This window comes from Streptomyces yerevanensis (assembly GCF_000716805.1).
Lineage (GTDB): Bacteria > Actinomycetota > Actinomycetes > Streptomycetales > Streptomycetaceae > Streptomyces > Streptomyces flaveus.
Genome location: NZ_JNWJ01000028.1, coordinates 70205 through 83878, shown reverse-complemented (window position 1 = coordinate 83878; position 13674 = coordinate 70205). Strand labels below are relative to the sequence as shown.

The following is a 13674-nucleotide window of genomic DNA, read 5'->3' as shown; positions in this document are numbered from 1 at the left end:
CGGCAGGTCAGTCAGCGAGGTGCCGCTCCACCGTTTCCACCTTCGACGTCAGGCCATCCGTCACGCCGGGGCGGATGTCCGCCTTGAGGACGAGGGAGACGCGTGGCACGCGTTCCTCGACCACCGCGACGGCGCGCCTGACGACGTCCATGACCTCGTCCCACTCGCCCTCGACGGACGTGAACATCGCGTCGGTACGGTTCGGCAGCCCCGACTCACGCACGACACGGACCGCGTCGGCCACATACTCGCCCACGTCCTCGCCGACACCGAGCGGCGTCACGGAGAAGGCGACGATCATGCGCTGACGGTCCCTTCCTTGCGGGCGCGCGCCGCGATGACCGCGTTCTCCGCCTCGCGCCTGAGCTTGCGCTCGGCGAAGAAGCCGCCGGCCGGGAGGACGGAGAGGACGAAGTAGAGGGCCGAGGTCTTCAGGTCCCACTTCGTGCGGTTCCAGGCGTCGGCCCAGAAGAGCACGTACAGGATGAAGAGGACACCGTGGACCGCGCCCATCACGGGCACCGCGTTGAAGTCCGTGGTCCGCTTCAGCACCGAGCAGACGAGCAGCAGCAGGAACGAGATCGCCTCGGGAGCGGAGACCAGGCGGAGGCGGCGGAGGGCGGAGGCGGTCTTGATGTCCACGAGTCACCTTCGGTGGGAGAGGTGGTTTGAGGGGCAACGCTTTGTGAACGTACGCACAAGCGGCCCCCATTGTGGCATCCGGCGCCGACACGAACCGGCGCGGGGGGCCGACGGAGGGCCGAACCGCGTTCAGGTTTTCGACCGGGGATCCCGCACACGTCCCCCAGCGGTGCGATCAGGGTGCGCTCAGGGTCGGATCATCCCGGAGGCTCTGTCACCGGCCGCGCCCGAGGGTTACCTTCACACCGTGGCGATGTTCCGACTCCAGGGCAGCAAGGTGCTGGCCGTCGACATGACCGGCGATGCCGTGAAGGCGAAGAACGGCTCGATGGTGGCGTACGACGGGCAGATGGACTTCAAGAAGATGAGCGGCGGCGGGGAGGGGATACGGGGGATGGTGACCCGGCGCCTCACCGGCGAGCAGATGACGCTGATGGAGGTGAAGGGGCACGGGACCTGCTGGTTCGCGGACCGGGCCAGCGAGATCAATCTCGTGCAACTGCAGGGGGACAAGCTGTACGTCGAGTCGAGCAATCTGCTCGCCACCGACGGAGGGCTGCGCACGGGCACGGAGTTCACGGGGATGCGCGGCGCCTCGCAGGGCAACGGCCTGTTCACGACGACCATCGAGGGCCATGGCCAGGCGGCGATCATGTCGGACGGTCCCGCGGTGGTGCTGCGGGTCAGTTCGCAGTACCCGCTGACGGTCGATCCGGGGGCGTACGTCGCGCACCAGGGCAATCTGCGGCAGTCGTTCCAGTCCGGTGTGACGTTCCGCACGTTCATGGGCGAGGGCGGCGGCGAGGCCTTCCAGATCCGCTTCGAGGGCGACGGGCTGGTCTATGTGCAGCCCAGCGAGCGCAACACGATCGGAGGGGAGGTCTGATGCCCTTCCGCGAGGTCAACTCGAAGATGATCGAGGCCACGGTCGCGCCGGGGCAGCGGCTGTTCAGCCAGCGCGGCGCGATGCTCGCCTACAAGGGCGAGGTCTCCTTCACCCCGAACATGCAGGGCGGCCAGGGCGGGGTCATGTCGATGATCGGCCGCCGGGCCGCGGGCGAGGCGGCGCCGCTGATGACGGTGGAGGGCTCGGGCACGGTCCTGTTCGGGCACGGCGGCCACCACATCGAGGTGATCAACCTCACAGGCGACACCTTGTATGTGGAGGCGGACCGGCTGCTGGCCTTCGACGGGACGCTGGAGCAGGGCACGATGTTCATGGGCTCGCAGGGCGGGGTCATGGGCATGGTGCGCGGGCAGGTCACGGGTCAGGGGCTGTTCACGACGACCCTCAAGGGCCAGGGTGCGGTGGCCGTCATGGCGCACGGCGGGATCATCGAGGTGCCGATCACTCCACAGCGCCCCGTCCACGTCGACCCGCAGGCGTACGTGGCGCATCACGGCGACGTACGCAACAAGCTGTCCACCGCGCTCGGCTGGCGCGACATGGTGGGCCGCGGCTCGGGCGAGGCGTTCCAGCTGGAGCTGAGCGGCAGCGGCGCGGTGTTCGTGCAGGCCTCGGAGGAGAAGCTGTGACCGCTTACCCGGGGACGGGCCCCGTGACCCACGACCCGATGACGCTGCCGTCCGACGACAACATCAACAACTACACCTTCTGCGTGGAGCTCAAGGGGAGCGAATGGTTCCTGCAGAAGGGCAAGATGATCGCCTACTACGGCTCGATGGAGTTCAACGGCATCGGGCACGGCCGTCTCGACCGTCTGGTGCGTACGTCGTTCCATTCGCCGTTGCACGCCAGCGACTGGGTGGTGGCCTCCGGCTCGGGCAAGATGCTGCTCGCCGACCGGGCCTTCGACGTGAATTCGTACGATCTGGAGGAGGGCAACCTGACCATTCGCTCAGGCAACCTCCTTGCTTTTCAGCCAAGTCTCGCGCTCAAGCAATCGATCGTGCCGGGCTTTCTGACACTCATCGGGACGGGCAAGTTCGTGGCCGCCTCGAACGGTCCGGTGGTGTTCATGGAGCCGCCGATCCGGGTCGATCCGCAGGCCCTGGTCGGCTGGGCGGACTGCCCCTCGCCGTGCCACCACTACGACCACGGGTACATGACGGGCCTGATGGGCGGTCTACGTGCGCTTACGGGCGTGGGCGGGGCCTCCGGAGAGGAGCATCAGTTCGAGTTCGTGGGCGCCGGCACGGTGCTGTTGCAGTCCAGCGAGACGCTGATGGCCGAGCAGGCCACGGGAGCGACTCCGCACGAGCCGGGCGTGCCTGGTGGCGGCGGGGTACCCGGTGGCCATGGACCACAGTCCGGATCACCGCGCCTTCCCGGACAGCTGGGAGACCTCCAGCGTCGCTTCGGGCTGTGAGCGGTAGTCTGCGGAGTGTGACATCGAACGCGTGCGCACCTGTCACAACAACAAAACCCTCACCAGTTCGCCTTTCAACATCTTAGGTAGAATCCATTCATGGAGACCGAGACGGCCACGCCCTGGCTGACCGATGCGGAGCAGTGCGCCTGGCGCACCCACCTGGAGGTCAACAGGCTGTTGACGTACCAGCTCGAAAGGGACCTCCAGCCGTTCGGCCTGACAATGAACGACTACGAGATCCTGGTGAACCTCTCGGAATCGGAGAGCCACCGGATGCGAATGAGCGATCTCGCGTCCGCCACCCTCCAGTCCAAGAGCCGCCTCTCGCACCAGATCACGCGTATGGAGAACGCGGACCTGGTCCGACGGGAGAACTGCGAGTCCGACCGCCGTGGGCTGTACGCCGTGCTCACGGACCACGGCATGGACACGATGAAGAAGGTCGCGCCACATCATGTGGCGTCTGTGCGGCGGCACTTCATCGACCTCATCCCGCCGGAGGAACTGGAAGCGCTCCACAAGTCCCTGATGCCGATCGCGGGGCATCTGCGGGGACAGCGGGGGCGCCCATGACGACCGGGCCCTAGGCAGGGCCCAGCTCAGTGGCAGGCGGAGTTCGAATTGGGCTCCGCCTGCCGGTGTTTCGTGGACGGTGAGTGATCCGCCGTGCCGTACGGCGACGTCGCGGGCGTGGCCCTGGCCCGTACGGATCCCAGGACGCGCCTCATCTCGCTTCCAGTCGGTAACCGGCGCCGCGTACGGTCCGGATCAGCGAGGCGCCGAGCTTGCGGCGCAGGGTGCTGATGTACACCTCGACGATGTTGGGGTCGCCGTCGTAGGCGAAGTCCCAGACATGCTCCAGGATCTGGGCCTTGGAGACGACTTCGCCGACGCGCACCACGAGCTGTTCCAGGACCGCGAACTCCTTGGCGGTGAGGCTGATTTCGTCCTCGCCTCGGAAGACTTGCTGGGCGGCGGTGTCGACCTTGAGCTCGCCGAGTACGTGCACGGGGGACGCGCCCGCGGATCCGCGCCGCCTGAGCAGCGCCTTCACGCGGGCCACCAGGACGACGTAGGAGAACGGCTTGGTCAGGTAGTCGTCGGCACCCGTGTCGAGGCCCTCGGCCTCGTCGTACTCGCCGTCCTTGGCGGTGAGCATCAGGATCGGCACGTCCTGGCCGGCGGCGCGCAGGGCGGCACACACGCGGTAGCCGTTCATGCCGGGCAGCATGATGTCGAGAATGACGAGGTCGTACGAGCCCTCGCCGGCCTGGTGCAGTCCCTCCCGGCCGTCATGGACGACGTCCACGGCGAAGCCCTCGGCCGTCAGTCCCTTGGCGAGCGACAGGGCCAGCCGCTTTTCGTCCTCGACGATCAAGAATCGAAGGGGGCGGCGCGAAGCGTCTCGAGCAGGGTGGTGGTGGGAGACGGGCGGGTGCATTGGTCCAGCTTCCCAGGGCGAACCTGAAGCGGTCTTCAGGGTGCTTCAGGTTCGCTTCAGCGTGCCTCCAGCAGATTGGTTCACGTCGGAACACGGCGTAGCACATCAACTCGGGAGGAAACCCCATGAAGCGCAACATCGTCATCGCCGGCATCGCCGTAGCGGCCCTCGTCGGCGGCGGTACGGCGACGGCCCTCGCGGTCACGAGTGACGACGGGGCGGCGACGACGAAGCCGTCGAGCGCGCGGCCGGCCGACGACAGCCGCGACGATGACGCCCGCGACAACGACGCTCGTGACAACGACGACAGCCAGTCCGACGACAGCCGGGCCGACGACGACACCACGGTCACGCCCGGCAAGGTCACGGCAGCCGAGGCCATAGCCTCCGCCCTCCGCCACACGTCGGGCACCGCGATCTCCGCCGACCTGGACGACAAGGACGACAGCGGCCCGGCGGTCTGGGACGTCGACGTCCTCGCCAAGAACAGCACCTGGCACAGCCTCCAGATCGACCCGGCCACCGGCAAGGTCCTCGGCTCGCACGTCGAGCACGAGGACGACACCGCGCAGGTCCGTGCGGCTCTGAAGGGCACATCGGTCTCCGCGGAGGAGGCCGCGAAGGCCGCCGCCGCGAAGGGCACGGTCACGTCGGTCGGCCTGGACGAGGACGGCCCGTCCAAGACCTGGGACGCGGAGACGCGCGCCACGAACGGCACGGAGCGTGAGTGGAACGTCGACCTCAAGACGGCCCAGGTCACGGCGGACAAGTCCGATGCCGACTCCGCCGACAACGACTCGGCCGACGACGCTGACAACGACGGCTCAGACGACTGACGTCAGCTGACACGGATGGCACTGACGTCAGCGAACGGCTTCGACAGCCTCCTCGGTGTGCACCGCCGGGGAGGCTTTGCCATGCCACGACGCGAGGGCCGCGACCAATGCCACAGCGCCGGACGCGGCGAAGCACAGAGCGAGCGGCAGCCGCCCGACCAGCAGGCCAACAGCCGCGGCACCGACCGAAGAGCCCGCGTTCACCGCCGTGTTGACCCACGCACCCGCCTGGGTACGGAAGCCGGACGGCGCGGCCTCGTCGGCGAGCAGGTAGGACGTGGTGAGAGCCGGGGCGACGAACAGTCCCGCGACGGCCACTGCGGCGGAGAGCGTCACGAGGCCCGGTGCCAGCCCGGCTGCGGCAAGGGCGAGCGCGAGGCCGACCGCCAGCAGCGGGAGCCGTACCCGGGCGGACGTACGCCAGTTGACGGCACCGTTCAGAAGTCCGCCCACCGCACTGCCCGCCGACAGGGCGGCGAGTACCCAGGCGACCGTCTCGTCAGCGGAGTCGCCGTGGTACCGCTGCTCGGCGAAGGCCAGCACCAGGAGGTCGACGGCTCCCAGTGCGAGCCCCACTCCCCCGGCCACGACGACGGGCTGCACCAGCCCGCGCCGGCCCCGCATCCGCATTCCCGCACGCGAGGCCCGTACGGCGAGACCCCGCACGGCGGGTGACATGACGAACCCCAAGGTCCCCAGGGCCACCAGCACACCGCTCAGGGCGACCCCGGCCGCCGGCGGTGCGAAGCCCACCACCACCCCCACGAGCAGCGGTCCGGACACGAACATCAGCTCCTCGGCAACCGCGTCCAGGCTGTACGCGCGCTGCAACAGCCGCCGGTCGGCGATGAGTTCACCCCATACGGCACGCATGGCCGCCCCGAGCGGCGGCGTACAGGCCCCGGCGGCGACGGCGACCGCCCCCAGCAGCACGGTCGGCGCGCCAGGCCGCCAGCTCACGGCGGCCAGCACACCGAGCAGCCCGGCGTACAGCGCCGCCATGGGCAGCAGTGCCCGGCGCGGGCCGTACCGGTCGACCAGGGCGGCCCGCAGGGGTGTCAGAAAGACGCTCGCGGCGCCGAAGAGCGCCATCACGGTGCCGGCCACGGCGTACGACCCGGTGGCCCGGCTCACCGCCAGCATCACGGCCAGCGAGACCGTCCCGTACGAGAGCCGGCCGACGAGGGCAGCGGTGAAGGTGCGCTTGGCGTAGGGCATGCGCAGAACCGCGGCGTAAGAAGGCCGCGTTGAAGACGCAGACATGCGAAAAGTTCCTCGAGGAGAGGGCGCCGAGATGGGCGCCCGGGCAACAGGGGACGCCTATGCACCGCGACGGCTGCGTCCGTACGCTGCCGATCGCGGGCCGGGGCGGGCCCTATGCCAAGAGGAGGAACACAGGGTCAACGTAACAATGGGTTCCGGGAGTTGGCCAGAGCGGGGCTCAGCCCTCCGTAAGCCCCGCCACCAGCTCGTCCGCCGCCCGGTACGGGTCGAGCTCCCCCGCCACGATCCGTTCCGCGAGCGTGCTCAGGCGCCGGTCCCCGTGCAGGTCTCCGATGCGTTCGCGCAGGGTCGTGACCGCGATCGTCTCGACCTCGTGGGTGGCCCGGGCCAGGCGGCGTTCGGTGAGGACGCCCCGTTCTTCCATCCAGGCTCGGTGCTTTTCCAGGGCCTCTACGACCTCGTCGATGCCCTCGCCTCGGGCGGCCACCGTTTTGACGATCGGGGGGCGCCAGTCGCCAGGGGCGCGGGACTCGCCCAGGCCGAGCATGTGGTTCAGTTCGCGGGCCGTGGCGTCCGCGCCGTCGCGGTCGGCCTTGTTCACGACGTATACGTCACCGATCTCCAGGATTCCGGCCTTCGCCGCCTGGATTCCGTCGCCCATCCCAGGGGCGAGGAGCACGACCGAGGTGTCCGCCTGCGAGGCGATCTCGACCTCCGACTGGCCCACGCCCACCGTCTCGACCAGGATCACGTCGCAGCCCGCCGCGTCCAGTACGCGGATGGCCTGGGGCGCCGCCCAGGCGAGTCCGCCGAGGTGGCCGCGGGTGGCCATGGAGCGGATGTAGACGCCGGAGTCGGAGGCGTGCTCCGACATCCGTACGCGATCGCCGAGCAGCGCGCCGCCGGAGAACGGCGAGGACGGGTCGACGGCGAGGACGGCGACCCGCTTGCCCTGCCGCCGGTACGCGGTCACGAGCGCGGACGTGGACGTGGACTTGCCCACGCCCGGCGAACCCGTGATCCCGACGACGTACGCGTTCCCTGCGAGCGGTGCCAGCGCCGCCATGACCTCGCGGAGCTGCTCGGACGCCCCCTCCACCAGGGAGATCAGCCGGGCCACGGCCCGCGGCCGGCCTTCTCTGGCCTGGGCCACCAGTGTGGGGACGTCCTGCATCACAGCTCCGATCCGATCCATACCGAGTAGGGACTAAAAGGCAGTTCAGCCCTTGGGTACCCGCACGATCAGCGCGTCACCCTGACCACCACCGCCGCACAGCGCCGCCGCGCCCACGCCGCCGCCCCGCCGCTTCAGCTCCAGGGCGAGGTGGAGTACGAGACGGGCGCCGGACATGCCGATCGGGTGGCCCAGGGCGATCGCGCCACCGTTGACATTCACCTTTTCCGTGGACACCCCGAGGTCCTTCATTGACTGGACCGCCACGGCCGCGAAGGCTTCGTTGATCTCGATGAGGTCGAGGTCCGAGACCTCCAGGCCCTCCTTCTTGAGGGCGTGCTGGATGGCGTTCGAGGGCTGGGACTGGAGGGAGTTGTCGGGACCGGCCACGTTCCCGTGAGCGCCGATCTCCGCGAGCCACTCAAGGCCCAGCTCCTGCGCCTTGGCCTTGCTCATGACCACGACGGCCGCCGCGCCGTCGGAGATCTGCGAGGCCGAACCGGCCGTGATCGTCCCGTCCTTGGTGAACGCAGGACGCAGCTTGCCCAGCGACTCGGCGGTCGTCTCGCCGCGGATGCCCTCGTCCTTGCCGAAGACGACGGGGTCGCCCTTGCGCTGCGGAATCTCGACGGGGGTGATCTCGGCGTCGAAGACGCCGTTCTTCTGGGCGGCGGCGGCCCGCTGGTGCGAGAGGGCGGCGATCTCGTCCTGCTCCGGACGGGCGATGCCCAGGCGGGTGTTGTGCTTTTCGGTCGACTCACCCATGGCGATGTTCTCGAAGGCGTCCGTCAGACCGTCGTACGCCATCGCGTCGAGCATCTCGATCGCGCCGTACTTGAAGCCCTCACGGGACTTCGGCAGCAGATGCGGCGCGTTCGTCATGGACTCCTGGCCGCCGGCCACGATCACGTCGAACTCACCCGCCCGGATGAGCTGGTCCGCGAGCGCGATCGCGTCCAGGCCCGAGAGACAGACCTTGTTGACGGTGAGCGCCGGGACGCTCATCGGGATGCCGGCCTTGACCGCGGCCTGCCGCGCCGGGATCTGTCCCGCCCCGGCCTGCAGAACCTGGCCCATGATCACGTACTGCACCTGGTCGCCGCTGATCCCCGCACGGTCCAGGGCGGCCTTGATCGCGAATCCACCGAGGTCGGCTCCCGAGAACGACTTCAGGGAGCCGAGCAGCCGTCCCATCGGGGTGCGAGCACCCGCGACGATCACGGAGGTGGTGCTGTTCGTTCCAGACATGAGGAGCGATCCCCTTCCAGCTTGCACAGCTGAGGAGTGAACGAGGGTTTACTAAAATGTACTGAGCGGTAGCCGACTCGTCATCCGGCAGGGCGTGTGATCGCGCGCACGTTGCGTAACCGCGTGCGGCGCGCTGCACTAACAGCATGCTGACGCGAATCGACCACATCGGGATCGCCTGTTTCGACCTGGACAAGACCGTCGAGTTCTACCGTGCCACGTACGGCTTCGAGGTCTTCCACTCCGAGGTCAACGAAGAGCAGGGCGTACGCGAGGCCATGCTCAAGATCAACGAGACCTCCGACGGCGGCGCCACCTATCTCCAGCTCCTGGAGCCGACCCGCGAGGACTCCACCGTCGCGAAGTGGCTGGCCAAGAACGGCGAGGGCGTGCATCACATCGCCTTCGGCACGGCGGACGTCGACTCCGAGGCCGCCGACATCAAGGACAAGGGCGTACGCGTGCTGTACGAGGAGCCGCGCAGGGGGTCGATGGGGTCGCGCATCACCTTCCTGCACCCCAAGGACTGCCATGGCGTACTGACGGAACTGGTCACCTCCGCGCCCTCCGGGTCCACTGATGCGGCGGGCGTTGAGTCGACCGGGCACTGATGTCCGTACTGCATGGTCTGGGGACTTTCCGTCGGCCGCTGTGCCTCGGACCCCGGACCCCCCAGCCGGAAAAGCCGGTTGGCCAGACCTCCGGGCCGATCGGGCCCGGTAGGGTTGGGGGCGGTCGTCGCTCCGGGAGGGCGGCTGCGGGCCGGGGTCCGGGTTTCGGGGGACGAGCGTCGGGGCAGCAGCCCATGCTCCGCCGTTGATCTGACACCATTCCCCGGGGGCCCCGTTCGGCGGATGGACGGTGCTCGTTTGGAGAGACTTGCGACCAGGGGACGGATGGGACCGCGCAGTGCGGGGCTACGAACGCCAGGAGCGAGAGCCGGCGGCTGACGTCGACCACCTCTCTCGGTTCGAGGCCGAGATGGAACGGCTGAAGACCGAGCGGGAGAAGGCCGTCCAGCACGCCGAGGACCTCGGCTATCAGGTCGAGGTGTTGCGCGCCAAGCTGCACGAGGCGCGCCGCAATCTCGCGTCCCGTCCTGCCTTCGACAGCGCCGACATCGGCTACCAGGCCGAACAGATGCTGCGTAACGCGCAGATCCAGGCCGACCAGCTGCGCATGGACGCGGAGCGGGAGCTGAGCCAGGCCCGCGCGCAGACCCAGCGGATCCTCCAGGAGCACGCCGAGCAGGCCGCCCGCCTCCAGGCGGAACTGCACTCCGAGGCGGTGGCCCGGCGCCAGAAGCTCGACCAGGAGCTGGCCGAGCGCCGCCAGACCGTCGAGACGCACGTCAACGAGAACGTCGCCTGGGCCGAGCAGCTGCGCGCCCGCAGTGAGCAGCAGGCCCGTCGGCTCCTGGACGAGTCCCGCGCCGAGGCCGAACAGGCCCTGGCCGCCGCCCGCGCGGAGGCCGAGCGGGTCGCCACCGAGGCCCGGCAGCGCCTGGAGGCCGATGCCGAGGCCGCCCGCGCGGAGGCCGAGGCGCTGCTGCGCCGGGCCCGTACGGACGCCGAGCGCCTGCTGAACGCCGCGTCCAACCAGGCGCAGGAGGCCACCGACCACGCCGAGCAGCTGCGCAGCTCCACGACGACCGAGTCGGAGTCGGCCCGCCGTCAGGCCACCGAGCTGAGCCGGGCCGCCGAGCAGCGGATAGCGGAGGCCGAATCGAAGCTGCGCGAGGCGCAGGCTGAGGCCGACAAGGTCCTCGCGGAGGCGAAGGAGGCCGCGGCCAAGGCCCTGGCCAACGCCGAGTCCGCGAACGAGCAGCGCACGCGTACGGCCAAGGAACAGGTCGCCCGGCTGGTCGGCGAGGCCACCAAGGAGGCGGAGACCACCAAGGCGGACGCCGAGCAGGTCGTCGCCGACGCCCGCCTGGAAGCGGAGAAGATCCTCGCGGAGGCCGCCGAGACGGCCCGTAGCGCCACCGCGGAGGAGACCGCCTCGCAGCTGTCCTCGGCCGCGCGTACGGCCGAGGACGTCCTGAACAAGGCGTCGGAGGACGCCAAGCAGACCACCAAGGCGGCAGCCGAGGAGGCCGAGCGGATCCGCCGCGAGGCGGAGGCCGAGGCGGACCGGCTGCGGGCCGAGGCGCACGACATCGCCGAGGAGCTCAAGGGCGCGGCGAAGGACGACACCAAGGAGTACCGCGCCAAGACGGTCGAGCTGCAGGAGGAGGCGCGCCGGCTGCGCGGCGAGGCCGAGGCCCTGCGGGCCGACGCGGTCGGCGAGGGCGAGCGGATCCGATCCGAGGCGCGGCGTGAGGCCGTCCAGCAGATCGAGGAGGCGGCCAAGACCGCCGAGGAGCTGCTCGCCAAGGCGAAGGCCGACGCGGACGAACTGCGCTCGAACGCGACGACGGAGAGCCAGCGGCTGCGTACGGAGGCCATCGAGCGCGCCACGACGCTGCGCCGCCAGGCCGAGGAGACCCTGCAGCGCACCCGCGACGAGGCCGAGCGCAATCGCGCGGAGGCCGTCGAGCTGTCCGAGACCATCAAGGAAGAAGCCGAGCGGGCCGCGCTGGAGCTGCGCGAAGAGGCCGAGCGCGCCGTCGCGGCCCGGCAGTCCGAGGCAGCCGAGGAACTGACCCGGCTGCGCACGGAGGCCGAGGAGCGCCTGGCCGCCGCCGAGGAGGCCCTGACCGACGCCCGCGCGGAGGCGGAGCGGATCCGCCGCGAGGCAGTCGAGGAGGCGGACCGGCTGCGCGCGGTGTCCGCCGAGCGGGTTCGTACGCTCCAGGCGCAGGCCGAGGCGGAGGCCGAGCGGCTGCGCAACGAGGCCGCCTCCGATGCCTCCGCCTCGCGGGCCGAGGGCGAGGCCATCGCCGTACGACTGCGTTCGGAGGCCGCCACCGAGGCCGAGCGGATGAAGTCGGAGGCCCAGGACTCGGCCAACCGGGTCCGGGCGGAGGCGCAGACCGCCGCCGAGCGACTGGCGGCCGAGGGCGCCGAGACGCTGGCCGCCGCCCAGGAGGAGGCCGCCCGGCGCCGTCGCGAGGCCGACCAGTATCTCGGGACCGCGCGCGAGGAGGCCGACCAGGAGCGGGAGCGGGCCCGCATACAGAGCGAGGAGCTGCTGGCCTCGGCGCGCAACCGCGTGGAGGAGGCCCAGGCCGAGGCTCTGCGGCTGCTCGAGGACGCCGACCGGCGCGCCACGGAGATGGTGTCGGCCGCCGAGCAGACCGCGCAGCAGGTACGGGACTCCGTGGCCGGGATGCACGAGCAGGCGCAGGACGAGATCGCGGGCCTGCGCAGCGCCGCCGAGCACGTGGCGGAGCGTACGCGCACGGAGGCGCAGGAGGAGGCGGACCGGGTCCGCGCCGACGCCTACGCGGAGCGGGAGCGGGCCGCCGAGGACGGCAACCGCCTCAGGCGTGAGGCGCGGGAGGAGGCGGAGGCCGCCAAGTCCCTTGCGGAGCGCACGGTTTCGGAGGCGATCAGCGAGTCCGACCGGCTCCGCTCGGAGGCCCGGGAGGACGCGAACCGGCTCCGCTCGGACGCGGCGACGCAGGCGGACAACCTCATCAACGAGGCGACCTCCGAGGCGGAGCGGCTCAGCTCGGAGACGAACGCGGAGGCGGAGCGAGTCCGCGCCGAGTCCGTGGCGAAGGCCGAGAAGCTGATCTCGGACGCGACGGGCGACGCCGAGCGGCTGCGCGCCGAGGCCGCCGAGACGGTCGGCTCCGCGCGGCAGCACGCCGAGCGGATGCGCAGCGAGGCTCAGCGGTTCAAGGCCGAGGCGGAGGCGGAGGCGGATCGGGTCATGGCTCATGCCCGCGATGAAGCCGACCGCACGCTGGACGAGGCCCGCAAGGAGGCCAACAAGCGGCGTTCCGAGGCGGCCGAGCAGGCCGACAAGCTCATCCGGGAGTCGTCGGCCGAGGCGGAAAAGCTGACCTCCGAGGCCCGGCGGTCCGCGCAGAAGACGACGGCGGACGCCGAGACGCAGGCCGACACGATGGTGGGCGCGGCCCGCAACGAAGCGGAGCGGCTGGTCTCCGAGGCGACCGTCGAGGGCAACTCGTATGTGGAGCAGGCCCGTACGGACGCGGACGAGCTGCTGGTCGGCGCCCGCCGGGACGCCACGGCGATCCGTCAACGCGCGGAGGAGCTGCGCGACCGGATCACCGGCGAGATCGAGGAGCTGCACGAGCGGGCCCGCCGTGAGTCCGCCGAGGCGATGAGGTCGGCCGGCGAGCGCTGCGACGCGCTGGTGAAGGCCGCCGAGGAGCAGCTGAAGGAGTCGGAGGCGAAGGCCAAGGACCTGGTCTCGGAGGCCAACTCCGAGGCGGGCAAGGTCCGTATCGCCGCCGTGCGCAAGGCCGAGGGGCTCCTGAAGGAGGCCGAGCAGAAGAAGTCCGCGCTCATCGCCGAGGCCGAGCAGATCCGCTCCGACGCCGAGCGCGATGCGAAGCGCATGGTCGAGGAGGGCAAGCGCGAGCTGGAGGTGCTGGTCCGCCGCCGTGAGGACATCAACGCGGAGATCTCTCGTGTCCAGGACGTCCTCGAGGCGTTGGAGTCCTTCGAGGCCCCGGCTAGCGGCAAGGACTCGGGCGTCAAGGCGGGTGCGACGGCCGGTGCGACCCGTTCGGGTGGCAAGTCCTCGGAAAGCTAGCCAGAACGGCTGGTTTCGTACTCACGCGAGGGCCCTCGGCGCCGTGTCCTGGAAGCCCTCCGGCCGTTAGCCAACAAAAAGGGCGTCATTCTCCATATCAATCTG

13 protein-coding genes and 1 pseudogene are annotated in these 13674 nt (G+C 70.3%); 7 read left to right on the top strand and 7 right to left on the bottom strand.

Annotation, left to right across the window (positions count from 1 at the left end):
- Positions 1–7: 7 nt before the first annotated feature.
- A complete protein-coding gene (locus tag OP79_RS27730) occupies positions 8–301 on the bottom strand; it encodes an MTH1187 family thiamine-binding protein (RefSeq protein WP_033323931.1) in 294 nt (97 codons plus the stop codon).
- Entirely contained in the window at positions 298–642 is a 345-nt protein-coding gene (locus OP79_RS27725) for a DUF3817 domain-containing protein (protein WP_033323929.1), read from the bottom strand. The genes OP79_RS27730 and OP79_RS27725 overlap by 4 nt, the downstream gene beginning before the upstream one ends.
- Before the next feature lie 253 nt (positions 643–895).
- Between OP79_RS27725 and OP79_RS27720 the strand changes: the two genes are divergently transcribed.
- The 4 genes from OP79_RS27720 (at position 896) to OP79_RS27705 (ending at position 3548) form a co-directional block, all read left to right on the top strand.
- Entirely contained in the window at positions 896–1528 is a 633-nt protein-coding gene (locus tag OP79_RS27720) for an AIM24 family protein (protein WP_033323928.1), read from the top strand.
- On the top strand, positions 1528–2178 hold the full coding sequence (locus tag OP79_RS27715; protein ID WP_033323926.1) for an AIM24 family protein: 651 nt from the start codon (positions 1528–1530) through the stop codon (positions 2176–2178). Before OP79_RS27720 ends, OP79_RS27715 begins: the two co-directional genes overlap by 1 nt.
- A complete protein-coding gene (locus OP79_RS27710) occupies positions 2175–2972 on the top strand; it encodes an AIM24 family protein (protein WP_033323924.1) in 798 nt (265 codons plus the stop codon). The genes OP79_RS27715 and OP79_RS27710 overlap by 4 nt, the downstream gene beginning before the upstream one ends.
- 99 nt (positions 2973–3071) lie before the next feature.
- Positions 3072–3548, top strand: coding sequence for a MarR family winged helix-turn-helix transcriptional regulator (locus OP79_RS27705; RefSeq protein WP_033323923.1), 477 nt, complete (start codon positions 3072–3074; stop codon positions 3546–3548).
- Positions 3549–3578: 30 nt separating this feature from the next.
- On the opposite strand, the pseudogene OP79_RS58605 reads toward OP79_RS27705, so the two are convergent.
- Both OP79_RS58605 and OP79_RS27700 read right to left on the bottom strand, forming a co-directional pair.
- Positions 3579–3671 (bottom strand): annotated as a pseudogene (locus OP79_RS58605) (ATP-binding protein); the annotation flags it as partial.
- A gap of 28 nt (positions 3672–3699) precedes the next feature.
- On the bottom strand, positions 3700–4416 hold the full coding sequence (locus tag OP79_RS27700; RefSeq protein ID WP_051744966.1) for a response regulator transcription factor: 717 nt from the start codon (positions 4414–4416) through the stop codon (positions 3700–3702).
- A gap of 125 nt (positions 4417–4541) precedes the next feature.
- Between OP79_RS27700 and OP79_RS27695 the strand changes: the two genes are divergently transcribed.
- Positions 4542–5252 (top strand): PepSY domain-containing protein, encoded by a 711-nt coding sequence (locus OP79_RS27695; RefSeq protein WP_033323919.1) that lies wholly within the window; start codon positions 4542–4544, stop codon positions 5250–5252.
- A gap of 27 nt (positions 5253–5279) precedes the next feature.
- On the opposite strand, the gene OP79_RS27690 is transcribed toward OP79_RS27695, so the two are convergent.
- From OP79_RS27690 to OP79_RS27680, 3 genes are all read right to left on the bottom strand, one after another.
- Complete coding sequence (locus OP79_RS27690; RefSeq protein WP_051744965.1) at positions 5280–6515, bottom strand: MFS transporter; 1236 nt, start codon at positions 6513–6515, stop codon at positions 5280–5282.
- A 178-nt stretch (positions 6516–6693) separates the two neighbouring features.
- Entirely contained in the window at positions 6694–7650 is a 957-nt protein-coding gene (gene meaB, locus OP79_RS27685; protein ID WP_033323917.1) for a methylmalonyl Co-A mutase-associated GTPase MeaB, read from the bottom strand.
- 45 nt (positions 7651–7695) lie between these two features.
- Positions 7696–8898, bottom strand: coding sequence for an acetyl-CoA C-acetyltransferase (locus OP79_RS27680; protein WP_033323915.1), 1203 nt, complete (start codon positions 8896–8898; stop codon positions 7696–7698).
- A 146-nt stretch (positions 8899–9044) separates the two neighbouring features.
- Here OP79_RS27680 and mce point away from each other — a divergent pair, with 146 nt between their 5' ends.
- Both mce and scy read left to right on the top strand, forming a co-directional pair.
- Positions 9045–9509, top strand: coding sequence for a methylmalonyl-CoA epimerase (gene mce / locus OP79_RS27675; RefSeq protein WP_033323912.1), 465 nt, complete (start codon positions 9045–9047; stop codon positions 9507–9509).
- A 298-nt stretch (positions 9510–9807) separates the two neighbouring features.
- A complete protein-coding gene (gene scy, locus OP79_RS27670) occupies positions 9808–13569 on the top strand; it encodes a polarized growth protein Scy (protein WP_033323910.1) in 3762 nt (1253 codons plus the stop codon).
- The last annotated feature ends 105 nt before the right edge of the window (positions 13570–13674 follow it).

Coding starts and splice junctions, on each gene's coding strand:
- OP79_RS27730 (WP_033323931.1), bottom strand. CDS start 301: ATGATCGTCGCCTTCTCCGTGACGCCGCTCGGTGTCGGCGAGGACGTG.
- OP79_RS27720 (WP_033323928.1), top strand. CDS start 896: ATGTTCCGACTCCAGGGCAGCAAGGTGCTGGCCGTCGACATGACCGGC.
- OP79_RS27715 (WP_033323926.1), top strand. CDS start 1,528: ATGCCCTTCCGCGAGGTCAACTCGAAGATGATCGAGGCCACGGTCGCG.
- OP79_RS27705 (WP_033323923.1), top strand. CDS start 3,072: ATGGAGACCGAGACGGCCACGCCCTGGCTGACCGATGCGGAGCAGTGC.
- OP79_RS27700 (WP_051744966.1), bottom strand. CDS start 4,416: ATGCACCCGCCCGTCTCCCACCACCACCCTGCTCGAGACGCTTCGCGC.
- OP79_RS27695 (WP_033323919.1), top strand. CDS start 4,542: ATGAAGCGCAACATCGTCATCGCCGGCATCGCCGTAGCGGCCCTCGTC.
- OP79_RS27690 (WP_051744965.1), bottom strand. CDS start 6,515: ATGTCTGCGTCTTCAACGCGGCCTTCTTACGCCGCGGTTCTGCGCATG.
- meaB (WP_033323917.1), bottom strand. CDS start 7,650: ATGCAGGACGTCCCCACACTGGTGGCCCAGGCCAGAGAAGGCCGGCCG.
- OP79_RS27680 (WP_033323915.1), bottom strand. CDS start 8,898: ATGTCTGGAACGAACAGCACCACCTCCGTGATCGTCGCGGGTGCTCGC.
- mce (WP_033323912.1), top strand. CDS start 9,045: ATGCTGACGCGAATCGACCACATCGGGATCGCCTGTTTCGACCTGGAC.